This window comes from Variovorax sp. H27-G14, from assembly GCF_046156345.1.
Classification (GTDB): domain Bacteria; phylum Pseudomonadota; class Gammaproteobacteria; order Burkholderiales; family Burkholderiaceae_C; genus Variovorax.
Map to the genome: position 1 here is coordinate 12,529 of NZ_JAYLVN010000007.1, position 26,079 is coordinate 38,607.

18 protein-coding genes are annotated in these 26,079 nt (G+C 68.9%); 12 read left to right on the top strand and 6 right to left on the bottom strand.

The window, feature by feature from the left end; translation table 11 throughout:
- The first annotated feature begins 3 nt into the window (after positions 1–3).
- Together VLK31_RS18060 and VLK31_RS18065 are read left to right on the top strand one after the other, a co-directional pair.
- On the top strand, positions 4–687 hold the full coding sequence (locus VLK31_RS18060; RefSeq protein WP_409169806.1) for a PepSY-associated TM helix domain-containing protein: 684 nt from the start codon (positions 4–6) through the stop codon (positions 685–687).
- A 229-nt stretch (positions 688–916) separates the two neighbouring features.
- Positions 917–1,825: a DUF808 domain-containing protein gene (locus VLK31_RS18065; RefSeq protein ID WP_409169807.1), complete on the top strand. Its 909-nt coding sequence runs from the start codon at positions 917–919 to the stop codon at positions 1,823–1,825.
- A 68-nt stretch (positions 1,826–1,893) separates the two neighbouring features.
- On the opposite strand, the gene VLK31_RS18070 is transcribed toward VLK31_RS18065, so the two are convergent.
- Positions 1,894–2,118 (bottom strand): hypothetical protein, encoded by a 225-nt coding sequence (locus tag VLK31_RS18070; RefSeq protein WP_409169808.1) that lies wholly within the window; start codon positions 2,116–2,118, stop codon positions 1,894–1,896.
- A 28-nt stretch (positions 2,119–2,146) separates the two neighbouring features.
- Positions 2,147–3,343 (bottom strand): lactonase family protein, encoded by a 1,197-nt coding sequence (locus VLK31_RS18075; protein ID WP_409169809.1) that lies wholly within the window; start codon positions 3,341–3,343, stop codon positions 2,147–2,149.
- A gap of 99 nt (positions 3,344–3,442) precedes the next feature.
- On the opposite strand from VLK31_RS18075, the gene VLK31_RS18080 reads away from it, so the two are divergent.
- The 3 genes from VLK31_RS18080 to VLK31_RS18090 all read left to right on the top strand — a co-directional run bounded on the left by VLK31_RS18080 (position 3,443) and on the right by VLK31_RS18090 (position 5,021).
- Complete coding sequence (locus VLK31_RS18080) at positions 3,443–3,715, top strand: DUF2164 domain-containing protein (RefSeq protein WP_409169810.1); 273 nt, start codon at positions 3,443–3,445, stop codon at positions 3,713–3,715.
- A gap of 135 nt (positions 3,716–3,850) precedes the next feature.
- Positions 3,851–4,201, top strand: a complete 351-nt coding sequence (locus tag VLK31_RS18085; protein ID WP_409169811.1) for a hypothetical protein — start codon at positions 3,851–3,853, stop codon at positions 4,199–4,201.
- 22 nt (positions 4,202–4,223) lie between these two features.
- On the top strand, positions 4,224–5,021 hold the full coding sequence (locus tag VLK31_RS18090) for an enoyl-CoA hydratase/isomerase family protein (protein WP_409169812.1): 798 nt from the start codon (positions 4,224–4,226) through the stop codon (positions 5,019–5,021).
- Between the two features lie 28 nt (positions 5,022–5,049).
- On the opposite strand, the gene VLK31_RS18095 is transcribed toward VLK31_RS18090, so the two are convergent.
- Both VLK31_RS18095 and VLK31_RS18100 read right to left on the bottom strand, forming a co-directional pair.
- Positions 5,050–6,153, bottom strand: coding sequence for a M14 family metallopeptidase (locus VLK31_RS18095; protein ID WP_409169813.1), 1,104 nt, complete (start codon positions 6,151–6,153; stop codon positions 5,050–5,052).
- Between the two features lie 46 nt (positions 6,154–6,199).
- Positions 6,200–7,525, bottom strand: coding sequence for an MFS transporter (locus tag VLK31_RS18100; RefSeq protein ID WP_409169814.1), 1,326 nt, complete (start codon positions 7,523–7,525; stop codon positions 6,200–6,202).
- Positions 7,526–7,725: 200 nt separating this feature from the next.
- Between VLK31_RS18100 and VLK31_RS18105 the strand changes: the two genes are divergently transcribed.
- Positions 7,726–8,634, top strand: coding sequence for a LysR substrate-binding domain-containing protein (locus VLK31_RS18105; protein WP_409169815.1), 909 nt, complete (start codon positions 7,726–7,728; stop codon positions 8,632–8,634).
- A gap of 17 nt (positions 8,635–8,651) precedes the next feature.
- Here VLK31_RS18105 and VLK31_RS18110 read toward each other — a convergent pair whose 3' ends face one another.
- Positions 8,652–9,296, bottom strand: a complete 645-nt coding sequence (locus VLK31_RS18110) for a glutathione S-transferase (RefSeq protein WP_409169816.1) — start codon at positions 9,294–9,296, stop codon at positions 8,652–8,654.
- 115 nt (positions 9,297–9,411) lie between these two features.
- Positions 9,412–9,963: an adenylyl-sulfate kinase gene (gene cysC, locus VLK31_RS18115; protein WP_409169817.1), complete on the bottom strand. Its 552-nt coding sequence runs from the start codon at positions 9,961–9,963 to the stop codon at positions 9,412–9,414.
- A gap of 149 nt (positions 9,964–10,112) precedes the next feature.
- Between cysC and VLK31_RS18120 the strand changes: the two genes are divergently transcribed.
- The 6 genes from VLK31_RS18120 to VLK31_RS18145 are packed head-to-tail and all read left to right on the top strand — an operon-like array spanning position 10,113 to position 26,045.
- Positions 10,113–11,021, top strand: a complete 909-nt coding sequence (locus tag VLK31_RS18120) for a sulfotransferase family protein (protein WP_409169818.1) — start codon at positions 10,113–10,115, stop codon at positions 11,019–11,021.
- Positions 11,018–20,110, top strand: coding sequence for an Ig-like domain-containing protein (locus VLK31_RS18125; protein ID WP_409169819.1), 9,093 nt, complete (start codon positions 11,018–11,020; stop codon positions 20,108–20,110). The genes VLK31_RS18120 and VLK31_RS18125 overlap by 4 nt, the downstream gene beginning before the upstream one ends.
- Positions 20,111–20,148: 38 nt before the next feature.
- Positions 20,149–21,654, top strand: a complete 1,506-nt coding sequence (locus tag VLK31_RS18130) for a TolC family protein (RefSeq protein WP_409169820.1) — start codon at positions 20,149–20,151, stop codon at positions 21,652–21,654.
- Positions 21,651–22,502 carry an efflux RND transporter periplasmic adaptor subunit gene (locus VLK31_RS18135; protein WP_409169821.1) on the top strand — a complete coding sequence of 284 codons (852 nt, stop codon included), beginning with the start codon at positions 21,651–21,653 and terminating at the stop codon, positions 22,500–22,502. Before VLK31_RS18130 ends, VLK31_RS18135 begins: the two co-directional genes overlap by 4 nt.
- Entirely contained in the window at positions 22,499–23,875 is a 1,377-nt protein-coding gene (locus tag VLK31_RS18140; protein WP_409169822.1) for an efflux RND transporter periplasmic adaptor subunit, read from the top strand. Before VLK31_RS18135 ends, VLK31_RS18140 begins: the two co-directional genes overlap by 4 nt.
- Positions 23,876–23,900: 25 nt before the next feature.
- Complete coding sequence (locus VLK31_RS18145) at positions 23,901–26,045, top strand: HlyD family efflux transporter periplasmic adaptor subunit (protein ID WP_409170033.1); 2,145 nt, start codon at positions 23,901–23,903, stop codon at positions 26,043–26,045.
- The last annotated feature ends 34 nt before the right edge of the window (positions 26,046–26,079 follow it).

Sequence of the window (26,079 nt, forward strand, 5' to 3'; positions counted from 1 at the left end):
CGCATGAGCGCCGACAGCAGCACCCTGAACCACGCCACGCGCGTGCGTGCCCACCAGCGCCGCACCGTCGTCGTGCACTGGATCCGCCGCACCCACGGCTGGTTCGGCTTGTGGGGCGCGGTGCTGGGGCTGTTGTTCGGTTTCAGCGGCATCTGGCTCAACCACCGCAACGTGCTGAAGCTGCCGCAGGCCCAGGAGCGCACCCGTGCGCAACTGGCGCTGCCCGAGCCCGTGCCGGAAACGCCCGAGGCCATGAGCCAATGGCTGCAGGGCGCGCTGCGCATGAGCGGGCCGCCCGACAGCACGCGCATCGAAGCGGCCAAGCCCGTGGCCTGGGCCGACAAGAACGACAAGAGCGCGCCGGTGCTCACGCAGCCGGCGCACTGGGTCTTCAATTTCGGCGGGCCGAACGAGATCGTGCAGGCCGAGTACTGGCAGGGCAACCGGTCAGTGGGCGTGGCCACCACGCACAACGGCTTTTTCGCCACGCTCACCAACATGCACAAGGGCGGCGGCATGCCGCTGGCGTGGATTCTGGTGGTCGACACGCTCGCGGGCAGTCTGATCTTTCTGTCGCTGTCGGGCGTGGCGCTGTGGATGCTCACGCACCGCCGCCGCCGCGTGGGGCTCGTGCTGTTCGGCGCCTCGCTGGTCACGGTGCTCACCCTGGCGCTGAGCGCGCTCTGATTCGCCACGCGAATTGGCTTTCGCGCCACGTGCGTCGTGAATTCCCATCTTCGCCACGTTCGTGGTGAGTTCTCATCTTCGCCACGTTCGTGGTGAGTTCTCATCTTCGCCACGTTCGTGGTGAATTCCCATCTGCGCCACGTTCGTGGCGCGTGCGTACGGTTATTGCAAGGCCCGGTGGCGGCTGCGGATAAGCTCGCCGCTTCTTTTCAGCCCACCCTTTTTGCCCATGGCCACCAGCCTTCTCCTGCTGCTAGACGACATTGCGACCGTGCTCGACGACGTGTCGGTCCTCACCAAGGTGGCCGCCAAGAAAACCGCCGGCGTGCTGGGTGACGACCTTGCGCTGAATGCGCAGCAGGTGTCCGGCGTGAGGGCCGAGCGCGAAATTCCGGTGGTGTGGGCGGTGTGCAAGGGCTCGCTGGTCAACAAGGCCATTCTGGTGCCGGCCGCGCTCGCCATCGGCACCTGGCTGCCGTGGCTGGTTACGCCGCTGCTGATGGTGGGCGGCGCCTTTCTCTGCTTCGAAGGCTTCGAGAAGCTCGCGCACAAGTTCCTGCACAAGAACGAACTCGCGGCCGACACCGAGCGCCACGAGAAGGCCGTGGCCGACACCGCCGTCGACCTGGTCGCCATCGAGAAGGACAAGATCAAGGGCGCCGTGCGCACCGACTTCATTCTTTCTGCCGAAATCATCGCCATCACGCTGGGCACCGTGCAGGGCCAGCCCTTTCTCACGCAGCTGAGCGTGCTGGTCGGCATTGCGCTGATCATGACCATTGGCGTGTACGGCCTGGTGGCCGGCATCGTGAAGCTCGACGACGCGGGCCTCTACCTGAGTCAGCGCGCGAGCGCCGCCTCGCAAGCCTTTGGCCGCGCCATCCTGTGGGCGGCACCGTGGCTCATGAAGGGGCTGTCGGTGGCTGGCACCGCCGCCATGTTCCTGGTGGGTGGCGGCATCCTGGTGCACGGCGTGCCGGCCTTCGGCCATGCCGTGGAAGACTGGTCCAAGGCCACGGGCGGCGTGTTCGGCACGCTGGGCTCGATGGGCGTGAATGCCGCCGTGGGCCTGGTGGCCGGCGCCATCGTGCTGGCCGTGGTGGAGCTGGTCGGCAAGCTGCGCAAGAAGAAGGCTTGAGCAAGGCTCGAGCGGCTGCGGGCAACCGCTTCCCTTGTTGAAAACCCGCCTGCTGGCGGGTTTTTTCTTTACTGACGCGGCCCTTTGCCTTGTTTGCCGCGCTTGATCAGCTCGCCGACCACCAGCACCGCCCCCAGCACCAGCGCGAACCAGCCGACCAGGTACGCGCCCGCGACCATCTCGAACCAGCGTGTGCCTTGCAGAAAGCGGGGCCCCAGCAGAACGGCGGCGCCGATCACGAGGCAGAGAATGCCGCGTTCGAGCGTGCGGAGTTGTCGTTTGGGTTGCGCCATGGCTTCTTTGTTCGGGGACGGAGTGGAATCAGTGCGTCATTGTCCCGCGCATGGCAGCGGGATGCCCCTGCAGCGGAAACGATTTGCCCGTGGGCACCAGCGTGTCGCCATCGAGCCTCAATATCGTGATGTCCTGGTCGATGAAGTTGCCCACGTACAGGTACTTGCCGTCGGCGCTCCACACCGCGCCTTCGGGCAGGCCGCGCACCACCACCTCGTTGGCGCGCGTGACCTTCTTGCCGTCGATCTTCAGCAGCACCACCGAGCCGTTGCGGTTGTAGAAGTAGGCGTTCTTGGCCGAGTTGCTGCCCCGCAGAATCACCGCCACCGCATGCCGCCCGGTCGGGCTCACGGCCAGGCCTTCGGGGCCGTCGCCGACCACCACCTTGTCGACCACGCGCGGCGGCGTGGCCTCCATGTCGATCACGCTCACCGTGTCGACCTGGCCGTCGGACGCACCCGAGTTGCCGTTGTCCGCCGTCAGCGCCAGCTTGCCATCGGGCGTCACGTCGACGTTGTAGGGCCACAGGCCTGCCGCCAGGTCGACCTTGTTGTAGCTGACCTTCTCGCCGTCAACCTCGAGCAGCGCGATCTTGTGGGTGGTGAACTTGGCGGCCAGCGCGCGCTTGCCGTCCGGCGTGAAGCGCACATGCGCCACCGAATCGCCCATGGCCACCGTGTCGATCAGCGTGACCTTCTTGCCCGCGATGCGCAGCACGCTCACCGAGTTGTCGGCGCGGTTGGCCACCAGCGCCAGCGTGCCCGCGCGGTTGATCGACAGGCCCGAGGGCTGCTTGCCGAGTTGCAGCGTGTCCAGCAGCTTGGGCGGCGTGGTGGTCAGGTCGATCACGAAGAGGCGGTTGTCGGGCACCTGCTTGCGCACGCCGTTCTCCTCGACCACGTTGAGCGAATTGGCGACCAGCGCCAGCGTTTCGCCAGGCGTGATCGCCAGGTTGGTCGGTGGACCGGCGATGGTGTTGTCCAGCTGCAGCGTGCCTAGCAGCTTGGGTGCGAGCGGGTCGGTGCCGATGTCGAGCACCTGCACGGTGTCGCGACCCATGGGGCCGAGGATGACGGCGCCGGCGTCGTTCCACGACTGCTTCTCGTCGTTGGCGACCAGCATCAGCTGGCGTTGCGCAACGGTGGGCGTGAGGGGCGCGCAAGCCGAGAGCGTGGCAAGGGCGGCCAATGCAAGCGCCGCGAGCGCGGCGGGGCGGAAAGTCATGGTGTCTGTCTCCGGTGTTGTTGTGTGTGGGGATGGTAGCGGTGCCCGGCACAATCCTTCGACCGACCGACCCCCGGAAATCCCTGGAGACAAGCACCCATGACCATCGAGATTTCGAAGGAAGCGCGCCAGCTGGCCATCGCCTCGATCCAGCGCTACTTTCAGGAGAACATGGAAGAGCCGATCGGCAACATCGGCGCGGGCGCGCTGCTCGGCTTCTTCCTGGAGGAGGTCGGTCCGCTCGTCTACAACCGCGCCGTGGCAGAGGTGCAGGAGCGCCTGCAGCAGCGCATTGCCGAGGTCGACCTCGAGGTGCACGAGGACGAGTTCCAGTACTGGCGCAAGTTCGACAAGCAGAAGAAGGGCAGGTAGGCGTCGCGCCCACGCATCGCCACGCATTCAAAGATGCTTCAAAACGTTGCAAAATCCGTCGCCATGCATCTTCACCGCTCGCCCCTTCGCCCCCCGCTCCCTCCCGTTCTGCGCGCTCTGGCCGCCTTGCCTTTCGTGCTGGCCGCTTCCCTGGCCTGCGCGCAGCAGAACCCGGCCGACTTTCCGCTCGATTCGGTCGGCTACCTCAACGAGGAACTGCCCCGCATGGAGGCCGCCATTGCCGCGAAGGACCGCAGCTTCTTTCAGGGCGCCATGGCGCGCACGGTGCAGTTCTCGGAGCGCTGGGGCTTCAAGGTGACGGCCAACCCCGACCTTGCGGCCTACCCGATGTGCACCGCCGCCGTCATGGACTACGCTGTGGTCGGCATGTGCCGGCTGGTGCCGTCTGATGAGTGCGAACCCGGCCTGGCCTCACGCCTGGACGCCAACGTGAAACGCTGCCGCGAGGTAGCGGTCAAGAAATAAACACCGAGACACCGGAACCCCCATGGACTACACCCGTTACAAGACCCTTGCCATCACGCGCCGCGGCGCCAACGGCGCGGTGCTCGACATCCAGATGCGCGCCGCCAACGGCAAGCTGCCCACGGCGGGCCATGACGGCCACCGCGAGCTCGCGGAAATCTGGCGCGACGTGTCGGCCGACGACACGGTGCGTTGCGCGGTGCTTCGGGGCGAGGGCCTGGGTTTTTCGGGTGGCGGCGACCTGGCCATGGTGCAGGACATGACCACCGACGACGCGGTGCGCCAGCGCGTGTGGCGCGAGGCACGCGACCTGGTCTACAACATCATCAACTGCGACAAACCCATCGTGAGCGCCATGCACGGCCCGGCCGTGGGCGCGGGGCTGGTGGCAGGCTTGCTGGCCGACATTTCCATTGCCGCGAAGAACGCCAAGATCGTCGACGGCCACACCCGCCTGGGCGTGGCGGCGGGCGACCATGCGGCCATCGTCTGGCCGCTGCTGTGCGGCATGGCCAAGGCCAAGTACCACCTGCTGCTGTGCGAGCCGGTGAGCGGCGAGGAGGCCGAGCGCATCGGCCTGGTGTCGCTCGCGGTGGAAGAGGCCGACCTGCTGCCGCGCGCCTACGAAGTGGCCGACCGGCTCGCGGCCGGCAGCCAGAGCGCCATTCGCCTGACCAAGTACGCGCTGAACAACTGGCTGCGCCAGGCCGGCCCGACCTTCGACGCCTCGCTGGCGCTCGAATTCATGGGCTTCGCGGGCGCCGACGTGCGGGAAGGCGTGGCCTCGCTGCGCGAACGGCGCGCGCCGAACTTCGGCTGAAGTCCGGCTCAATTCCGACGCGGTTGGATCAGGCCTTCTTCAGGCCCTGCAGCGTCTGCAGCAGCACCACGCGCGTCTGCCCCAGCACCATGCCCTTCCACTCCTCGTTGTCGCAGTAGAAAGCGTCGCGCAGCTGCGCACGAATTTCGCGTTTCTGCGACTCAGGTGCCTCCGGGTGGCGGCGCAACCAGGTGTCGGCCCGCAGGCGCACCAGCACTTCGAGGTCGGGCAGCGTGCCGAACTCCAGCCCCATCGGCGCCACGCGCGCGTTCGGGCATTCGTCGTACGCGGTGGAAATGACCGGGCCCGACACGTCGGCCGAGGCCGAGTCACCCGCGAACGGCGCGAACACGTCGGCGCCCCACCAGGCATGGGCCAGCGCCAGGTCTTCGGGCGTGTTGCGGCCGGGGTAGATCTTCTCGCCGTGGCCGTAAGGGCCCAGGCCGGTGTGCACGTCGATCCAGCCCAGGTGCGTGGCCGCGGCCGCGTACTTGCGCAGGATGGCGCGGATGGTCTTGTTGCTCCACGACGGCGCGGTGCCGCCGTAGAAGAGGCCGTCGGGCGAGGTGTACTGGCCCTTGGTCACGGCCGCGCGAAAGGCGGTCATGCCGTGCTGGCCGATGTAGGCGGCCACGGCCGCGTCGTCGGCGGGTGTCGGCGGCCAGGTGGCGGGCAGCACCAGCGGCTCGACTTCGGCATACGCCGCGTTCACCGGCAGCGGCGCGTTGAAGTCGATGTGGTTGCGGTTCAGGTCGATGTTGTCTTCGTTCGTGCGGTGCAGGTGCGAAAACCCATGCGGGTTGACCGCATGCACCAGCAGCAGCGCCACGCCGGCCTGCTGCAGCCGTGCGAGCAGGTCGGCGTCGTTCAGCGTGGCCACCTGCGTGCCCGAGCCGCAGAAGCCTTCGGGCCCGTGCGTGCCCGATGTCACCAGCAGCACCTTCTTCGCGTCGATGGCGCCAATGAGCGCAACGTCGGTGGCCAGCTCTTCGCCGAGCGCACCGCGGTGCTCGGGGTGCACGAAAGACTCGACGGCCGCGCCGCGCTGGGCGGCAGCCTCCAGAAACTTGGCGCGGGCTTCGACGTAGGTGCCCGAGAAATACCGTGTGGCGGCGCTGCGTTGGGTTGGCATGAAGTGGGTTCCTGTGCGTTGCTTGTCGTGAGATCAGTGAAAGTGGTCAGCCGTTGACGTGCGCGCCCGCGGCATCGATGTCGCGGCCCGTATGGTCGCGCAACCAGAGCAGGCCCAGCAGCGACACCAGCGTCATCGCCACCAGGTACCAGGCCGGCGCCAGCTTGCTGCCGGTGGCGTTCAGCAGCCAGGTGCTGATGAAGGGCGCGAAGCCGCCGAACAGGGCCACGCCCACGCTGTACACCAGCGACATGCCGCTGGCGCGCACCGCCTTGGGAAACATCTCCGGCAGCATCGTGATGCCGGGCACCGTCTGCACCACCAGGCCAAAGCTGAACACGCCCAGCACGGTGAACAGCACCGCCGGCGTGGGCGAGGCGTTGAGCCACAAGAAGCCCGGGTAGATCAGCACAGCCAGCGCAACGCGGGCCCACAGAATCAGCGGCTTGCGGCCCACCTTGTCCGACAGCTTGCCCACGAAGGGCGCGAAGCCGAACGAGATGAGCCCCGTGAGCGCCGCGCCGAACAGCGCCACCGACGGCGTGAAGCCCAGCTCGCGCACCGCGTAGGTCGGCATGTAGAAGGTGACCACATAGGCGGCCGTGGTGCCGCCCACCAGCGACAGGATGGCCGCCAGCACCGTCTTGCTGTGCTGCGTGCAGACGATCTTCAGGCTGCTCTCGCGCGGCGCGGCGGCTTCTTCGGGCGAGATGTGCAAAGACTCTTCGAGGTGGCGGCGGATGTACATGCCCACCGGCGCAATCAGCATGCCCAGGAAGAACGGCACGCGCCAGCCCCAGCTCAGCATGGCCTCGGGCGAGAGCGTGGACGTCAGCACGCCCACCACCACTGCGCCCAGCAGCACGCCCAGGCCCTGGCTGGCGAACTGCCAGCTGGCCATGTAGCCGCGGTTGGCGGGCGTGGCGTGTTCGACCAGCAGCGTGGTCGATGCACCCACCTCGCCGCCGGCCGAAAAGCCCTGAATGAGCCGCGCCAGCACGATGACGATGGGCGCCGCCACCCCAATGGCCGCGTAGGTGGGCGTGAAGGCGATCAGCGCGCAGCCCAGCGCCATCAGGAAGATGGTCAGCGTCATGGCCTTCTTGCGGCCCGCGCGGTCGGCATACGCGCCAATCACGATGCCGCCCAGCGGCCGCATGATGAAACCCACGCCAAAGCTGGCCACCGTCAGCAGCAGCTGGCCGTACGAGTTGAAGGTCGGAAAGAACAGCTTGCCGATCACCAGCGCCAGAAAGCCGTAGACGGTGAAGTCGAAAAACTCCAGCCCGTTGCCGATCGTGGTGGCCACGATGGTCTGGCGCCTGTGCGCGGGGGATGACGACGCTGACGGCCGGTTGCTTGCGATGCTCATGTCTGTCCAGTGGGTGCTTTGCGGGGAGAGTGTCGGCAGAGGGCATGCATGCGGCATGCAAGCCCTCTGCCGCGCCGGATGCTAGTGACTCGCCGCTGTCATGAAAAGACAATAATCGGGCCGCGACGATAACTTTTGGTTGTCTTGTGGTCTACCCTGAGTACCTGCCTTACCCGACGTACCCCCGTGAAGCGCATCCCATGAAACCCAACCAGCTGCACGCCTTCGTGGCGGTGGTCGAGCAGATGAGCATTCGCGCCGCCGCCCGCGTGCTGGGCATTTCCCAGCCGGCGGTGACCAAGATCGTGCGCGAGCTGGAGCGTGAGGTGGGCGCGCCGCTGGTGGAGCGCAGCGTGAAGGGCGTGCGCCTGACCGAGTTTGGCCAGGTCTTTGCGCCGCGCGCGCGGCTGCTGCTGGCCGACATGCAGCGCGCCCGCGACGAGATTGCGCAGATTCGCGATGGCGCCACCGGCTCGGTTTCGATGGCCGTGAGCGCCTCGTTCGCGCTCACCGTGCTGCCCGCGGCCTTCAAGGACTTTCACACGCGCCTGCCCGCGGTCGACGTGCAGTTCAGCGAGGCGGTGCTGCCGTGGATGCTCGCGCGGCTGCGCGACGGCTACCTCGACTTTGCGGTGGCGCACGTGGTGCCCGGCACGCTCGACGCGCAGTTCGAGGCGCTGGAGCTGTTTCCGGTGCAACTGGTGGTGGGCATGCGCACGCGCCATCCGCTGCGCGGGGCGCGCTCGCTGCTCGACTTGTACGCGGCCGAGTGGATCCTGCCGGGCGACGACCACCGCGGGCGCGAGTCGGTGGCGCCGCTGTTCACGCCGCTGGGGCTGCCGCCGCCGTCGCGCATCATCCAGGGCCAGTCGGTCACGGTGGCGCTGGGGCTGGTGGGGCACATGGACCTGATTGGCCTGTTCGTCGAGCCGCTGGTCAAGCTCACCTTCAAGCGCCACGGCATCCGCCGCGTGGACATCGAGGAGCAACTGCCGATGCTCAACGTGTGCGTGGTGCGCCGGCGCGGGCAACTGACGACACCGGCGGCGCAGCACTTCATCGAGTGCATTCAGCGGGCGTCTGCAGTGGCGATGAAGGCTGAGGGCTGACCCGCTCAGGCCGACATTCAGGCCGGCGGAAAGTCGACGCCGGCTTCGCCGCTCTGCCACGGCGCGTACTTGTGCATGGCGCGCTCGAACAGCGCGCACGCGGTCCAGCCCGCGAGCCATGCGTGCAGCCGCGGCCAGGGCTGGGCGTCGAACCACGCGGCATCGACCATCGCGAACTGGCGCACGAAGGGCATGAGCGCGGCATCGGCAAGCGTGGCGTGGTCTCCCGCCAGATGGGGCGCCGTCGAGAGCCTGGCTTCGAGCCCGTGCAGAAACTGCGCGCCGCGCGCGCGGGCCGGCTCGCCGCCATCGGCATGGCGGGCGGGGTACTTGTAGCGGTCTAGTTGGGGCTTGAATTGCTCGTCGCATGCGGCCACCAGTGCGAGCAGGTCATCGAGCGTGCCGATGTCTGGCTGCAGCCAGCGCTGCGGGTCATTGCGACGCAGGGCCCACAGCATCACGTCGAGGCTTTGTTCGAGCACCGTGCCTTCTTCGGTCAGCAGCACCGGCACCGTGCCCTTGGGCGAGGCCGCGAGCAGCTCGGGCGGCTTGTGCCTCAGCGCCACCTCGCGCAATTCACAAGACTGGCCGCTGGCGACCAGCGCCAGGCGGGCGCGCATGGCGTAGGGGCAGCGGCGGAAGGAGTAGAGAACGGGGGGCATGCGGGCGTGCATTCGTCGGAGCAACGAGGGGAGGGTGCCGATTTTCTGCCATGCCGGCGGGGTGGCGCGCCAATGGCGCCTGCCATGCATCCGGGTCAGCGCGTCCGCAGTCGCTTCAGTCCGTCAGGCCGAGTCGCCGCAAAACCAGCGCCACGCAGGTCTGCGCATCCATCTCCACCGTCGACAGCCGCAGCTCGGGTGCTTCCGGCGCCTGGTACTCGCTGTCGATGCCGGTGAAGTTTTTCAGCTCGCCCCGGCGCGCCTTGGCGTAAAGGCCTTTGGTGTCGCGCCGCTCGCATTCGAGGAGCGGCGCATCGACAAACACTTCCACGAATTCGCCCTCGGCAAACAGCCCGCGGGCGAGGCGGCGTTGTTCCCGGTAGGGCGAAATCACCGCTACCAGCACGATCAGCCCCGCTTCGGCCATCAATTTGGCGACTTCACCCACGCGGCGCACGTTCTCTATGCGGTCAGCCTCGGAAAACCCCAGGTCCGCGTTGAGCCCGGTGCGCAGCCGGTCGCCATCGAGCACACAGCTGGCCAGCCCTTGCGCGCTCAAGCGCTGGTGCAGCTGGCCCGCGATGGTCGACTTGCCTGCGCCTGAAAGACCCGTCAACCAAATGCATCGCACAGAGGACAAATCGCCCGACAAATTGTTGAAAAACATGGACGAATGGTAATACTCTGAAGTAGCCTATAACCTTTACTTACAATCCCTGACGAAACGGCGCTTTGAGGCCCAGGGGAGCAAAACAACAGGTCAAGGCAAGCAGTGTCTGCAGGCTGCAGCACTGCGCAGCGAACGCTGCAGTCAACATGAACAACAAGATCCACTTCATCTCGGGCATGCCGCGCTCGGGCTCCACGTTGCTGTCCGCCATCCTGCGGCAGAATCCCCGGTTCCATGCCGGCATGACGAGCCCGGTCGGCGCGTTCGTGAGCAGCCTGCTCGATCAAGTTGGCGCCGGCTCCGAGTTTGGCCCGGTCGTCACCACCGAGCAACGCCAGCGCCTGCTGCGCGGCCTTTTCTCCAGCTACTACGCGGACAAGCCCGAAGGCGGCGTCGTCTTCGACACCAACCGCCTCTGGTCGGCCAAGCTGCCCGCCGTGCGCGACCTGTTCCCCGACGCCAAGGTGATCGCCTGCGTGCGCAACGTGGCATGGGTCATGGACAGCATCGAGCGGCTGTACCGCGCCAACCCGTACGAGAACACCCGGCTGTTCAACGACGCCACCGAGCGCAACACCGTCTACAGCCGCGTGGAAACGCTGTCGCAGCGCAACCGGCTGGTCGGCTTTGCCTGGACGGCGATCAAGGAAGCCTTCTACAGCGAGCAGGCCGGCTCGCTGCTGGTGGTCGACTACGACCTGCTGGCCAACGCGCCCGACAAGGTGCTGCCGCTGGTCTACCAGTTCATCGGCGAGCCCTGGTTCGAGGGCCACGACTTTCGCAACCTGGCGTTCGACGCGCCCGAGTTCGACACCGCGCTGGGCGTGGCCGGCCTGCACAAGGTGCGCCCCGAGGTCTCGCTGAAGCCGCGCCGCACCGTGCTGCCGCCCGATCTTTTCGCGCAGTACACGAACATGAATTTCTGGCAGGACGGCGCCAACAGCCGCGCCAGCGTGATCACCGCCCGACCCGCCGACGCATCCACCGACGCACCCACCCATGCGCCCACGGGTGCCCAGGCGCCCTCACAGGCCAAGCAGGACAACAACGCATGAACCGCATTTTCAGCACCCTCTGGAACGAGATCACGCAGTCCTTCGTGGCCGTGGGCGAGCACACCGCGCGCAAGGGCAAGCGATCGGGCGGCAGCGCCGACGCCGGCCCCACCACCCATCCCGGCGCCAATCCCAGCGCCATGCCGCGCGCCGGCAAGGTCCACATGATGGCGCTGGAGCCGCGCATCATGTTCGACGGCGCCGCCGTGGCCACCGCGGTGGCCAACGACCCGACGGCCTCGCACGCCGCCGACACGGCACTGGCACCCGCGGCCCACCCTGCCGTGGCCCCGGTCGATGCACCGTCCGCCGTGGCGCCGCGCGAAACGCAACCCTCCGCGCCCGCCCCGGTGGCTCCCACCGTCGCGCCCGTTGTCGCGCCTGTGAAAAGCGCTGCGACCGACACCGCGCCAGCAGCAGCCGCAACCACCGACGCCAGCCGCACCGTGGCGGCCAGCGCCGCCCTGTCGACCCTTGTGGCCACCCCCGCGCACGACGTCGTCTTCATCGACAGCCGCGTGGAAGACAGCGCCGAATTGCTCAAGGGCATTTCGCCCGACGCCGAAGTGGTCTACCTCTCCGCCAACGCCGACGGCGTGAAGCAGATGGCCGACTATCTGAGCGCCCACCCCGGCGCCAGCGCGGTGCACGTGCTGGCGCACGGCTACGAGGGCAACCTCTGGCTGGGCACCACCTTCATCGACAACAGCACGGTGCAGGCGCACAGCGCGGACTTCGCCCGCATCGGCCAAGGCATCGTGGCGGGCGGCGACATCCTGCTGTACAGCTGCAACACCGGCGCCGGCGAAGACGGCGCGCAACTGATGGGCCAACTGGCCGGCCTGACCGGCGCCGACATTGCGGCGTCGAGCAACCGCACCGGCGCGGGCGGCGACTGGGTGCTGGAGGTGACCACCGGCCACATCGAGGCGGCATCGCCGTTTGCACAGGCCTCGCTGCAGGCCTATGACCACAGCCTGGCGCAGCTCACCGTGACGACGGGTCTGGACACGGGTGCCGATGCCACCTTCGGTGTCAACTTTGCCGCCGACAACGCCGACGGCGGAGGCTTGTCGCTGCGCGAGGCGATTCACTGGGCGGCGGCCAACGACACCATCGTGTTCAACGGCGCCACCACCAACGTGACGCTGGCGGCGGGCGAACTGGTGATCGACAAGAGCCTGACCATCGATGGCGCCCCGGGCGGCACCACGCCCCATGTCACGATCGACGCCAACAACCAGTCGCGCGTGTTCAACATCACGACCGGCAATGTCACGCTCAACGCGCTGACGATCACCAACGGTTTCCTGAGCGGCAAGGGCGGGGACCTGGGGAGCGGAGTGGTTGGCGGAGCGGGTGGCGATGCACTCGGTGCCGGCATCTACAACGCCGGCACCTTGTTGATCACCAACAGCAGCATCGCGGGCAACAAGGCGGCCGGCGGCGGCGGTGCCGGCAGCCAGATCGGCGGCGGCGGTGGCGGCGGCGGCGGTGGCGGTGGTTTCGGCACGACCCCGGGCGGCGCCGGTGGAGACAACCCGGGGTTCTATCCCGGCGGCAGCGCGTCGGCAGGCGTGGGGGGCAACGGCGGCGGCTATGTGAAATCTCCCAGCCAGTTCCTGGGCGGAAAAGGTGGCTCGGCTACCGGCGGGAGTGGCGGTACCTACGCGGGCTACACCTCTGGCGGCACCGGCGCCACGGCGAACAACGGGTCAATCAGCATTGGCGGCGGCGGCGGTGGCGCGGGCTATGACTATGGCGGCGGCAAGGGCGGCGTTGCCGTGGCCGGTATCTACAACGCCGGCACCCTGACCATGCTCAACAGCGCGGTCACGGGCAATGTGGCGGCGGGTGGCGGGGGCGGGGGCGGTGCATATACAGGCGCGCAGTCGCACACCGGCAACGGAGGCGATGGCGGTGCAGCCGTCGCCGCCATCTGGAACGTCGGTGGCACCGTGAAGCTCGACGCCTCGACCGCCGGACGCCTGACCACCGGCAACGCCGCCACTGGCGGCACGGGAGGCAAGTCGACCGTGTCCAGCAACGGGGGTGCCGGCGGGGCCACCGTCCAGCTTGTCACCACCGGAGGCGGCGCCACGCAGAACACGACTTACGTCGCCCCCGTGATTGGTAGCGCCACGTACGACGCCACCACGGGCGTCCTGGCAGTGACCGGCACCATGCACGCCGGCGACACCATCGACGTGAGCAAGCTGTCGTTGACGGGCGAGGGCGGCAGCTACACGCTGACCACGGGCAACGTGACCGGCAGTGCCAATGCCTTCTCGGTCACGCTGAACGCCGCCGACAAACTTGCCATCGGCGGCATCCTCAACAAGGCCGGCACCAGTTCGGCTGGCGGCACGCCATTCAACCTGGCGGCGGCCATCAACTGGGACACGACGACCCCGGCCGACTCGGACACCACCGGCAATGCCGTGACCGTCTCCAACGTCGTCGCACCCACGATCACCTCGGCCACCTACGACGCCACCACGCATGTGTTGACCGTCACCGGCACCGGGCTGGTTCAGACGCTGGGCGCGGCCAACGACATCACCGTCGGCAAGCTCACCTTCACCGGTGAGAACGGCAACACCTACACGCTGTCGACCACGTCCAACGTGGAAATCACCAGCGGCACCAGCTTCGCCGTGACGCTGACGGGCGCCGACATCGCTGGCGTGGCCGCGCTGTTCACGAAGAGCGGCACGTCGTCCGGCAGCGGCACGACCTACAACATTGCCGCGGCCGACGACTGGAACAGCACCGTCACCGGTGGCGACATTGCCGACCTCACGCTCAACGCCGTGACGGTGTCCAACGTGCCGCCCAACATCGCCAGCGCCAGCTACGACGCCAGCACCGGCGTGCTGACTGTCGGCGCGCTCAACATGACCACCGGGGACACCATCGATGTGTCCAAGCTCTCGCTGAGCGGCCAGGGCGGCGCCTACACGTTGACCAGCGCCAACGTGACGGCAATCAGCGCCACCGCGTTCTCCGTCACGCTGAACGCGGCCGACCGGCTCGCCATCAACGGCATCCTGAACAGGAATGGCGCATTGGCCGTCGATACCACCACGTTCAACCTGAGCGCGGCCGCCAGCTGGGACGCCAGCCGAACGACGGCTGCCGACCTGACAGGCAATGCAGTGACCGTGTCGAACGTCACCGCGCCCACCATCACCTCGGCCACCTACGACGCCAACACGCATGTGCTGACCGTCAGCGGCACGGGCCTCGTCAGAACCGTGGGTGCCACCAACGACATCACCCTTGGCAAGCTCACCTTCACCGGTGAAGGCGGTGCCAGCTACACGCTGTCGACCACGTCGAACGTGGAAATCACCAGCGGCACCAGCTTCAGCGTGACGCTCAGCGGCGCCGACGTGGCGGGCGTGGCCGCGCTGTTCAACCGCAACGGCGTGGCCTCGACCGGCGGCGCAAGCTACGGCCTGAGCGCCGCCGACGACTGGAACAGCACGGTCACGGGCGGCGACATTGCCGATGCGGGCAACGTGGTCACGGTCAGCAACGTGCCCGTGCCCACCATCACCAGCGCCACCTACGACGCAGGCACCGGCACCGTGGTCGTTACCGGCAGCGGCTTCGCGCACCTGAGCGGCGCGGCCAACGACATCGTGGCCAACAAGTTCACCTTCACCGGCGAAGGCGGCGCTACCTACACGCTGAGCGACACCGCCAATGTGGAGATCACCTCGGCCACGTCGTTCACGCTGGTGCTGAGCGCCACTGACCGCGCGATGCTGAACCAGATCGTCAACAAGGCCGGCACCGCGTCGACCGGCACCACCCCCTACAACCTGGCGGCCGCCGAAGACTGGGCCGCGGGTGCGGACGCGGCCGTGGCGGTGGCCGACCTGACGGGCAACGGCATTGCCGTGGGCAACGTCGCGCTGCCCACCATCACCAGTGCCACCTACGACGCGGGCGCTGGCGTGCTGGTGGTCACGGGCACGGGCTTCACGCATGCGGCGGGCGCCGCCAACGACATCGTGGCCAACAAGCTGACGCTCACCGGTCAGGGCGGCGCCACCTACACGCTGACCGACACCGCCAACGTAGAGATCACCTCGGGCACCAGCTTCACGCTGCAGCTCAGCCTCGCGGACGCCGCGGGCCTGGCCGCGCTGATGAACAAGGCCGGCGCCAGCTCGACCGGCGGCACCGTCTACAACCTGTCGGCCGGGGAAGACTGGGCGCAAGGCGCCGACGTGGCCCTCACCGTCGCCGACACCACCAACGGCGTCACCGTGTCCAACGTGGACACCACGCCGCCGACCGTGAGCTCGGTCACCGCCAGCGCGGCCAACGGCGCGCACAAGGCCGGCGATGTCATCGACATTCAGGTCAACTTCAGCGAGAACGTCTACGTGACGGGCACGCCGCAGATCACGCTGGAAACAGGCAGCACCGATCGGCCCGCCAGCTACCTGAGCGGCAGCGGCACCGGCACGCTGACGTTCCGCTACACGGTGCAAGCCGGCGACACCAGCGCCGACCTCGACTACCTCGCCACCAGCGCACTGGCGCTCAATGGCGGCAGCATCCGCGACCTGACCGGCAACAACGCCACGTTGACCCTGGCGTCGCCCGGCGCGGCCGGCTCGCTTGGCGCCAACCAGGCGATCGTGATCGACACGCAGGCGCCCACGCTGACCATCAGCAGCGACGTCCCGGCGCTGAAGGCCGGCCAGTCCGCCACCATTACCTTCACCTTCAGCGAAGACCCGGGCGCGAGCTTCATCGGCACGGACATCGCGGTGAGCGGCGGCACCCTCGGCACCCTCAGCGGCACGGGCCTGACGCGCACCGCCACGTTCACGCCGACCGCCGGCCTTGCGAGCGGCTCGGTCAGCATCACCGTGGCAGGCGGCAACTACACGGACGCCGCGGGCAACAACGGCGGCGCAGGCGCCACGCCGTCGATCAGCATCGACACCCTCGCCCCCACGCTGGGCATCAGCAGCAACGTGGGTGCGGTGAAGATCGGCGAGACCGCGACCATCACCTTCACCTTCAGCGAAGACCCGGGTGCGAGCTTCATCGGCGCGGACATCGTGGTGAGCGGCGGCACGCTGGGCACCCTCAGCGGCACGGGCCTCACGCGCACGGCCACGTTCACGCCAACGGCTGGCCTGGCAACGGGCACGGCCAGCATCACCGTGGCAGCCGGCAACTACACGGACGCCGCGGGCAACGACGGCGGCGCTGGCACCACGCCCGTGATCAGCATCGACACGCTGGCGCCCACGTTGGCCATCACCAGCAACGTGGGTGCGGTGAAGATCGGCGAGACCGCAACGATCACCTTCACCTTCAGCGAAGACCCGGGCGCGAGCTTCATCGGCACGGACATCGTGGTGAGCGGAGGCACGCTCGGCACCCTCAGCGGCACGGGCCTGACGCGCACGGCCACGTTCACGCCCACGGCAGGCCTGGCGACCGGCGCGGCCAGCATCACGGTGGCGACCGGCAACTACACGGATGCCGCAGGCAACGGCGGCGGCGCAGGCACCACGCCCGCGATCAGCATCGACACGCTGGCGCCCACGTTGGCCATCTCCAGCAACGTGGGTGCCGTGAAGGCGGGCGAGACCGCGACCATCACCTTCACCTTCAGCGAAGACCCGGGTGCGAGCTTCATCGGCACGGACATCGTGGTGAGCGGCGGCACGCTCGGTGCGATCACTGGTACAGGCCTGACGCGCACGGCCACGTTCACGCCGACAGCAGGCCTGGCGACGGGCTCGGCGAGCATCACGGTGGCAGCCGGCAACTACACGGACACCGCGGGCAACAACGGCGGCGCGGGCACCACACCGTCGATCAGCATCGACACTTTGCCCCCAACGCTGGGCATCACCAGCAACGTGGGTGCGGTGAAGATCGGCGAGACCGCAACGATCACCTTCACCTTCAGCGAAGACCCGGGCGCGAGCTTCATCGGCACGGACATCGTGGTGAGCGGCGGCACGCTGGGCACCCTCAGCGGCACTGGCCTCACGCGCACGGCCACGTTCACGCCAACGGCTGGCCTGGCAACGGGCGCGGCCAGCATCACCGTGGCGAGCGGCGTCTACGCCGACGCGGCGGGCAACACCGGCGCGGCCGGCACCACGCCGTCGATCAGCATCGACACGGTGGCGCCCACCTTGACCGTCTCCAGCAACGTGAGCGCCGTCAAGGCGGGCGAGACCGCGACGATCACCTTCACGTTCAGCGAAGACCCGGGCGCCAGCTTCATCGACAGCGACATCGCGGTGAGCGGCGGCACGCTGAGCGCCATCAGCGGCAGCGGCCTGACGCGCACAGCCACCTTCACGCCGACAGCAGGCCTGGCGACGGGCACGGCGAGCATCACCGTGGCGGTTGCCAGCTACACGGACGCGGCGGGCAACACCGGCGCGGCAGGCGCCACGTCGGTCAGCATCGACACGCTGCCGCCCACGCTGGCCATCAGCAGCAACGTGGGTGCCGTGAAGGCGGGCGAGACCGCGACGATCACCTTCACCTTCAGCGAAGACCCGGGCGCGAGCTTTGTCGACACCGACATCGCGGTGAGCGGCGGCACGCTCGGCACCATCAGCGGCACGGGCCTCACACGCACGGCCACGTTCACGCCAACGGCGGGCCTGGCGACGGGCGCGGCCAGCATCACGGTGGCCGCCGGCAGCTACACGGACACCGCGGGCAACAACGGCGGCGCAGGCACCACGCCTGCAATCAGCATCGACACCTTGCCACCGACGCTGGCCATCAGCAGCAACGTGGGCGCAGTGAAGATCGGCGAGAGCGCGACCATCACGTTCACCTTCAGCGAAGACCCGGGCGTGAGCTTCACCGACAGCGACATCGTGGTGAGCGGTGGTGCGCTCGGCACGATCAGCGGCACAGGCCTCACGCGCACGGCCACGTTCACGCCAACAGCAGGCTTGGCGGCGGGCGCGGCCAGCATCACGGTGGCGGTGGGAACCTACACCGACGCCGCAGGCAACGACGGCGGCGCAGGCACCACACCCGCGATCAGCATCGACACGCTGGCCCCGGCGCTGGTCATCACCAGCAACCTGAGCGCCGTCAAGGCGGGCGAGACCGCGACGATCACCTTCACCTTCAGCGAAGACCCGGGCGCCAGCTTCGACGCGGGTGACATCGCGTTCAGCGGCGGCACGCTCGGCGCCCTCAGCGGCACGGGCCTGACGCGCACGGCCACCTTCACTCCCACGGCGGGCCTGGCCTCCGGCACGGCCAGCATCACGGTGGCGAGCGGCGCGTACGCCGATGCGGCGGGCAACGCCGGCGGCGCAGGCGCCACGTCGATCAGCATCGACACGCTGCCGCCGACCCTGGCCATCAGCAGCAACGTTGCCGCCGTGAAGGCGGGAGAAACCGCCACCATCACCTTCACCTTCAGCGAAGACCCGGGCGCGAGCTTCACCGGCGGCGACGTCGTGGTGCGCGGCGGCACGCTGGGCGCGATCAGCGGCACGGGCCTGACCCGCACCGCCACCTTCACGCCAGGCGCCAACCTGAACGCCGGCGCGGCCAGCATCACGGTGGCGGCCGGCAGCTACACGGACGCGGCGGGCAACGACGGCGGCCTGGGCACCACCCCGTCGATCGCCATCGACACGCAGCGCCCCACGGCCACCATCGTGCTGGCCGACCCGGCGCTGGCCGCGGGCGAAACCACGACGGTAACCATCACCTTCTCGGAGGCCGTGAGCGGCTTCGGCAACGCAGACCTCACGGTGGCCAACGGCACGCTGTCGGCGGTGAGCAGCACCGACGGCGGCATCACCTGGACCGCCACCTTCACGCCCACGGCCGGCCTGAACGCCGGCACCAACGCCATCAGCCTGAACCTGGCCGGCGTGAGCGATGCGGCGGGCAATGCCGGCGCGGGCACCTCGCAGTCTGCCAACTACGTGCTCGACGTGACCGCGCCGACGGCCACGGGCCTGGGCTTCGAAGAGGGCAACGACAGCGGCGCGAGCTACCTCGTGCACTTCTCGGAGCCGGTGAGCGGCCTGAGCAGCGCCGACTTTGCGTTGCGCACCACCGGCCAGACGCGCGGCAGCATCACCGGCGTGACCCGTGTCGACGCGCTCACCTGGCGCGTGACCGTCAGCGACATCACCGGCGAAGGCACGCTGCAGCTCGACCTGCGCCCAGGCCGTACCGTGACCGATGCGGCAGGCAACGCGATGACGCAAGGCTTCGACGGCGAAGCGCGCAAGCTCAACGTGTCCACGCTCACACCGGTCATCGACACCGCGCTGGGCGGCTCGCTGTTCGGCGAACGCAAGGCGCACGAGCCAGTGGCGGCGGTGCCGTTCGAGGTGGGCACGCTCACCGTGGGCGGTGCGCTCGACGGTTGGCGCCATGACGAGCGCAGCACCTCGCTGCTGGTGCCGGTGTCGGCCGCGGCGCCGCTCAGCATCGACCACATCCTGCGGCTGGACGCGCTGGGCACGGTCGACTACGACGCTTCGCGGCTGGTGCGCAGCGTGTCGGGCTTCGTGCGCTTCCCCGACAGCGACGCGCAAGGCCTCACGGCCGTGCCCGACTCGGGCTCGCATGTGCTGCGCGTGGGCCGCGGCTTTTCGTTCACCCTGCCGGACGGCACCTTCGTGTCGGGCGACCCGGGCGCCGTCGTGAGCGTCGAGGCGCGCCAGTTCAGCGGTTCGCCGCTGCCGGCGTGGATGCGCTTCGACCCCGTCAGCGGGGTGCTCTCCGGCGAGCCGCCGGCGGGCGCCAAGGGCGTGGTGAAGATCGTGGTGATTGCCACCGACAACCTCGGCCACCGGGTCAGCACCGTGGTCGAATTCAACTTCGATTCAGCGGCCGCCCCGGCACCCGCACCCGCACCCGCACCCGCACCCGCACCCACGCCGGCAGCCGCCGGGCGCCATGCCGCCGGCCGTGCCAGCCTGGACGACCAGTTCGCGCGCTTCGGCAAGCCCGCGCAAGACCTTCACGGCGCAGCGCTGCTGGGCCACCTGAGCCCGGCAGGCACCGAGCGCGACGGCGCGCGGGCACCGGCTGAAATTTCGTGAACCGCGACCACCCCATTCAACAAAAGACTTCCTTCACCATGACCAAACTCGAAGCACCCCGGGCACTCAGCGTGCTGGCCGCCGCGGCGGTTCTGTTGCTCAGCGGCTGCGCAATGCAGACGCGCCCCATCGAGATGGGCGAGCGCCGTGCCGCCATCGTTACCGAGCGCACCGCCATCACCGCCAACCAGGAAGCCCTGAGCGGCCCGGTGACGCTGGACGAGGCCATGGCCCGCGCGCTGAAATACAACCTCGACTACCGCCTGAAGCGCATGGAAGAGGTGCTGGCCCAGCGCCAGCTCGACCTGAGCCAGAACGACCTGCTGCCCCAGCTCACCGTGGCCGCCGGCTACGCCGGGCGCAACAACGAGAACGGGTCGTCGTCGCGCAGCCTGTCCACCGGCGCGCAGTCTTTGGTGCCCTCCACCTCGACCGACCGCGACCGCGTGACCGGCGACCTCGGCCTGACCTGGAACGTGCTCGACTTCGGCGTGAGCTACTTCCAGTCGCAGCAGCAGGCCGACCGCGTGCTGGTGGCCCAGGAGCGCCGCCGCAAGACAGTGCACCAGGTCATGCAGCAGGTGCGCCAGGCCTACTGGCAGGCCGCGGGCGCCGAGAAGCTGGGCAGCAAGATCGACGTGGTGGTGAGCGACGCGCGCCGCGCGCTGGACGACTCCCGCAAGATCGAGCAAGAAAAGCTCATGGCCCCGCTGGAAGTGCTGAACTACCAGCGCCAACTGCTCGACGTGATCCGCCAGCTCGAGGCCATCAACGACGAGCTGTCGCAGGCCAAGCCGCAACTCGCGTCGCTGATGAACCTGGAGCCCGGCACGCGCTTCACCATTGCGCTGCCCACCACGCTGGCCGCGCCTTCTTTCAAGATGCCCGTGGGCAAGATGGAAGAAACCGCGCTGCTGCTGCGCCCCGAGCTGATGGAGGCGCGCTACAACGAGCGCATCAGCGTGCTGGAGACCAAGAAGGCCATCACGCGGCTGCTGCCGGGCCTGGAGTTCGGCATTGGCCAGCACTACGACAGCAACAGCTTTCTGGTGAACAGCAACTGGCGCGACGCCGGCCTGCGCGTGAGCTTCAACCTGTTCAACCTGATCAACGCACAGTCGATCCGCGCCAACGCGCAGGCCCAGGAAGAGCTGGCCAGGCAGCAGCACCTGGCGGTGTCGATGGCCGTGCTCACGCAGACCCATGTCGCGCTGCGCGACTACACCGGCCGCTTGCGCCAGTACGAGCTGAGCAAGGACATGGACGACGTCGACCAGAAGTTCCTGGGCCATGTGCGCAACGCCACGCGCGCCAGCGCCACCGGCAAGCTGCAGGAAGTACGCGCCGCCGCCAGCGCGCTCACCTCCGAGCTGCGCCTGTACCAGAGCTACGGCGCGATGCAGAACGCCTACGGCCAGATGCTCAGCACGCTGGGCCTCGACCCGCTGCCCGCAAGCATCGACAGCCATGACCTGTCGGCGCTGCGCAGTGCTGTCGGCAGCATGGAAGCGCGCTGGGCCGACGAAGTGAGCAAGACGCAATGAGGCTGGCCCGTCACCTTCTGCGCATGGCCGTGCGGGCCACCTGCGGCGGCATGGTGCTGGCCGCCTGCGCCGGCATGGCGCAGGCCGCACCGCCTGCCATGGCCGGTACGCCCGGCATGCCAGCGCCCGCCACAGCGAAGGCCCCGGCCGACGCGCCCGGCGCGTCCGACAACCGCATCCGCACCCAGTTCGCACCGCGCAACGAGGTGGTCATTTCAAGCGAACTGGCCGCGAAGATCTCCAGCCTGCCGCTGCGCGAAGGCGACGCCTTCCGCGCCGGCCAGACGCTTGTGGCCTTCGACTGCTCGCTGTTCCAGGCGCAGCTGGGCAAGGCCCGCGCCACGCTGGACACCGCGAAGCAGACGCTGGTGGTGCAAACGCGCTTGGCCGAGCTCAACTCGACCGGCGCACTGGAGCTGCAACAGGCCCAGGGCCGCGTGAACGAGGGCACGGCCGAGGTCGCGTACTCGCAGGCCACGGTCAGCCGCTGCACGATTCGCGCGCCCTTCAATGGCCGCGTTGCCAAGCGGCAGGCCGCAACCTACCAATACGTCACGCCGGGCACGCCGCTGATGGGCCTGATCGACACCAGCGAGCTGGAGCTGCAGCTGATCGTGCCGTCGCAGTGGCTCTCGCGGCTGAAGGTCGGCAGCAAGTTCCAGGTGCAGGTCGACGAACTGGGCACCCAGGTGAGCGCGCGCATTGCACGGCTGGGCGCGCGCATCGATCCGGTCAGCCAGACCATCGGCGTGACCGGCGTGGTCGAAGGCAACCCCGCGGGCCTGCTGCCCGGCATGGGCGGTTGGGCCACGTTCGCGCCTGCATCGCCATCCGCGCCTGCACGTTGAGCACCTCGCCCGAACCACCCGGCGGCACGGTCAGCGAGCCGGTCGCCCAACTGCTCGGGCTGGTGCAGCTGGCGCGTCGCGCGCGCGACGCGGCCACCCCCCAGGCGCTGGCCTTCGTCATGGTCAACGAAAGCCTGCAGGTGCTGCGCTACCGGCAAGCGGCGTTCTGGCGTGTCGACACCGCGGTGGCCGGCATCAGCCGCGTGGCGGCGGTGTCGGGCTTGCCCGAGCCGAACCCGAACGCGCCCTACATCCACTGGCTGGCGCGGCTCTTTCGTGCGGCCATCGGCAGGCCGGCAAGCGACGCCATCGCGGTGCTGTCACCGGCCGACGTGCCCGAGCTGGCCGCCGAATGGGGCGAGTGGCTGCCCGCCCACGTGCTGTGGCTGCCGCTGAAACGCGGCGACGCCGCGCCCACCGGCTACCTGCTGTTCGCGGCTGACACGCCCTGGACCCCGCACGACTTGGCGCTGGCCGCCGAAATCGGCGGCAGCTATGCCCACGCGCTGGCCGCCTTCGCGCCGCGCCCCACGGCGCTGCACCGGTTGCGCGACGCCCTGCGGCGCAACCGCCGCCGCCGCTGGCTGTGGCTGCTGCCGGTGCTGGTGGCCTGCTTCCCGGTGCAAAAGAGCGTGCTGGCCCCGGCCGAAGTCGTGCCCAAAGACCCGTTCCTGGTGCGCGCGCCGCAGGACGGCGTGGTCGACCGCGTGCTGGTGCAGCCCAACCAGGCGGTGAACGCCGGCACGCCGCTGTTCAACCTCGACCAGGCGGCGCTGCAGGCGCGCCAGGCCGTGGCCAGCAAGGCCTACGACACCGCGCAGGAAGAGTTCCGCCAGTCGGCGCAGATGGCCGTGACCGACGACAAGGGCAAGCTCGACATGTCGCTGCGCCGCGGCGCGCTGCAGGAGAAGAAGGTCGAGCTCGGCTACCTCAACGAGCTGATGGGCCGCGTGCAGGTGCGCGCCGACCGCGACGGCATTGCCGTGATTTCCGACGTCAACGAGTGGCAGGGCAAGACCGTGCAGCTGGGCGAGCGCGTGCTCACGCTGGCCGACCCCGGCAAGGTGGAGCTGTCGATCTGGCTGCCCGTGGGCGAGCGCTTCGACGCCGAGCCCGGCGCGGCCGTGAGCCTGTACCCCAACGCCAGCCCGCTGTCCAGCTACGACGCCGTGGTGACCCAGGTGGCCTACAGCGCCGAGCCCACGCGCGACGGGCAGATCGCCTACCGCTTGAAGGCCGACTTCAAGCCCGGCGAGACGCTCCCGCGCATCGGCCTCATGGGCACCGCCAAGCTGCACGGCAGCCGCGTGCCCTTGCTTTACTACGCGCTGCGCCGCCCGCTGACCACGCTGCGGCAGTGGCTCGGCATCTAGGCCGAGGACGCGCACCGTGCACACCATGGAGATGATGGCAGGCAACGCCATGGCGCCGCCGCCCCTGAGCACGCTGCCCCCGCTGCGCCAGGAGCTGGCCATTCACCCCGGCCCGACGGACGCCGACGGTGTGCCGAGCTGGACGCTGCACGACCCGATCGACAACCGCTTCTTCCAGATCGGCTGGCCGGCGTTCGAGATCTTGTCGCGCTGGTCGCTGCGCGAGGCCGCCAAGGTGCTGGCCGCCATTCGGCAGGACACCACGCTGGCGGTGTCGCAGGCCGACATCGAGGCGGTGTTCGCCTTCCTGCGCCACCACCACCTGCTGGTGGCGCGCAGCGCTGAGGACAACACGCGCTTGGCGCACTACGCCAACGCCACCCGCATGAGCCATGCGATGTGGCTGCTCAAGCACTACCTGTTCTTCCGCATTCCGCTGGTGCGCCCGATGCCCTTTTTGCGCGCCATGCTGCCGCGCATCGGCTGGGTGTTCACGCCGCGGTTCTGGTGGGCCATGCTGGGCGTGGGCGCGCTGGGGCTGTACCTGGTGGCGCAGCAGTGGGACAGCTTCATGCACCAGTTTGCCGGCTACAGCAGCTGGCAGGGGGTGCTGGCCATCGGCCTGGCGCTGAGCGTGGCCAAGGTGGCGCATGAACTCGGCCATGCCTTCACCGCCTACCGCTACGGCTGCCGCGTGCCCAACATGGGCGTGGCCTTCATGGTGATGGTGCCCATGCTCTACACCGACACCAACGAGGCGTGGAAGCTGCCCTCGCGCCGCGCGCGGCTGTTCATCAGCTCGGCGGGCATGGCCGCCGAACTGGCGCTGGCGGCCGTGGCCACGCTGCTGTGGAACTTCCTGCCCGACGGGCCGGTGCGCGCCGGCGTGTTCCTGCTGGCCACCAGCACCTGGCTGGTCACGCTGGCGATCAACCTCAGCCCGTTCATGCGCTTCGACGGCTACTTTCTGATGTGCGACTGGCTGGAAGTGCCCAACCTGCACGAACGCGCATTCGCGCTGGGCCGCTGGCGGCTGCGCGAATGGCTGTTCGGCTGGGGCGAGCCGCCGCCGGAAACCTTTGCGCCGCGGCGTCAGCGCGGGCTGGTGGTGTTCGCGTATGCGGTGTGGGTCTACCGGCTGGTGCTGTTCCTGGGCATCGCCTTCCTGGTCTACAGCCTGTTCTTCAAGGCCCTGGGCGTGTTGCTGCTGGCGGTGGAGCTGGGCTGGTTCATAGCCCGGCCGGTGCAGAAAGAAGTGGCCGTGTGGTGGCAGCAGCGCACGCGCATGCGCCTGAACCGCCAGACGCTGCGCAGTGCTGCGCTGGCGCTGGTCGCGCTGCTGGTTGTGCTGGTGCCATGGCCACGCGGCGTCGAGGCGCCGGCCGTGCTGGGCGCGCAACAGGCCCAGTGGCTCTATGCGCCGGCACCCGCGCAGGTGCAGGGCATGCAGGTGGCGGTGCACCAGAGCGTGAAGGCCGAGCAGGTGCTGCTGACGCTCGACTCTTCCGACCTGCGGCGCCAACTGGGCCTGGCGCAGGCGCGCGAGCAGCAACTGCGCTGGCAGCTGGAACAGCAACCGTTTTCAGAGCGGCTGCAGCAGAACGGCGCGGGTCTTCTGCAACGCCTGGAAGGTGCCAAGGAAGAGGTGGCGGGCCTGGTGGCGCTCAACCAGCAGCTGCAGCTGCGCGCGAGCTTCGACGGCGTGGTGGTCAGCCTCAACAGCGCCTTGCAGCCCGGCGTATGGGTGGCGCGCGGCGAGCGGCTGGTGCAGGTGGCTGCGCCCGAGGGCGTGAAGGTCGATGCCTATGTCGAAGAGGCTTTTCTCCCACGCATCGAGGCCGGCGCGAGCGCGCGCTTCATCGCCGACGAACCCGGCGTGCCGCGCGTGGACTGCCGCGTGCAGAGCGTCGACCGCATCGCCTTGCCCAGCGTGGAACACCTGGCGCTGACCAGCCCGTACGGCGGGCCCATTCCCGCGAAGCTGGACGGCAACGGCGTGGCGCAACCGCACGACGCGCGCTTTCGGGTGCGGCTGCATGAATGCACCGGGCTGCCGGGCACGGGGCGGGAGCGCACCGGCAGTGCGGTGATCGGCAATTCGCATCAGAGCTTTGCGGGGCAGTGGTTGCGGCAGCTGGCGGCGGTGCTGCACCGTGAGGGTGGGTTGTAGCTGCGAGGCGTTGCTGATGCTTCGGGCCACGTTG

Bases quoted from the DNA above. Each gene is read 5' to 3' on its own strand.
- VLK31_RS18060 (WP_409169806.1), top strand. From the start codon at position 4: ATGAGCGCCGACAGCAGCACCCTGAACCACGCCACGCGCGTGCGTGCC.
- VLK31_RS18065 (WP_409169807.1), top strand. From the start codon at position 917: ATGGCCACCAGCCTTCTCCTGCTGCTAGACGACATTGCGACCGTGCTC.
- VLK31_RS18070 (WP_409169808.1), bottom strand. From the start codon at position 2,118: ATGGCGCAACCCAAACGACAACTCCGCACGCTCGAACGCGGCATTCTC.
- VLK31_RS18075 (WP_409169809.1), bottom strand. From the start codon at position 3,343: ATGACTTTCCGCCCCGCCGCGCTCGCGGCGCTTGCATTGGCCGCCCTT.
- VLK31_RS18080 (WP_409169810.1), top strand. From the start codon at position 3,443: ATGACCATCGAGATTTCGAAGGAAGCGCGCCAGCTGGCCATCGCCTCG.
- VLK31_RS18090 (WP_409169812.1), top strand. From the start codon at position 4,224: ATGGACTACACCCGTTACAAGACCCTTGCCATCACGCGCCGCGGCGCC.
- VLK31_RS18095 (WP_409169813.1), bottom strand. From the start codon at position 6,153: ATGCCAACCCAACGCAGCGCCGCCACACGGTATTTCTCGGGCACCTAC.
- VLK31_RS18100 (WP_409169814.1), bottom strand. From the start codon at position 7,525: ATGAGCATCGCAAGCAACCGGCCGTCAGCGTCGTCATCCCCCGCGCAC.
- VLK31_RS18105 (WP_409169815.1), top strand. From the start codon at position 7,726: ATGAAACCCAACCAGCTGCACGCCTTCGTGGCGGTGGTCGAGCAGATG.
- VLK31_RS18110 (WP_409169816.1), bottom strand. From the start codon at position 9,296: ATGCCCCCCGTTCTCTACTCCTTCCGCCGCTGCCCCTACGCCATGCGC.
- cysC (WP_409169817.1), bottom strand. From the start codon at position 9,963: ATGTTTTTCAACAATTTGTCGGGCGATTTGTCCTCTGTGCGATGCATT.
- VLK31_RS18120 (WP_409169818.1), top strand. From the start codon at position 10,113: ATGAACAACAAGATCCACTTCATCTCGGGCATGCCGCGCTCGGGCTCC.
- VLK31_RS18125 (WP_409169819.1), top strand. From the start codon at position 11,018: ATGAACCGCATTTTCAGCACCCTCTGGAACGAGATCACGCAGTCCTTC.
- VLK31_RS18130 (WP_409169820.1), top strand. From the start codon at position 20,149: ATGACCAAACTCGAAGCACCCCGGGCACTCAGCGTGCTGGCCGCCGCG.
- VLK31_RS18135 (WP_409169821.1), top strand. From the start codon at position 21,651: ATGAGGCTGGCCCGTCACCTTCTGCGCATGGCCGTGCGGGCCACCTGC.
- VLK31_RS18145 (WP_409170033.1), top strand. From the start codon at position 23,901: ATGGAGATGATGGCAGGCAACGCCATGGCGCCGCCGCCCCTGAGCACG.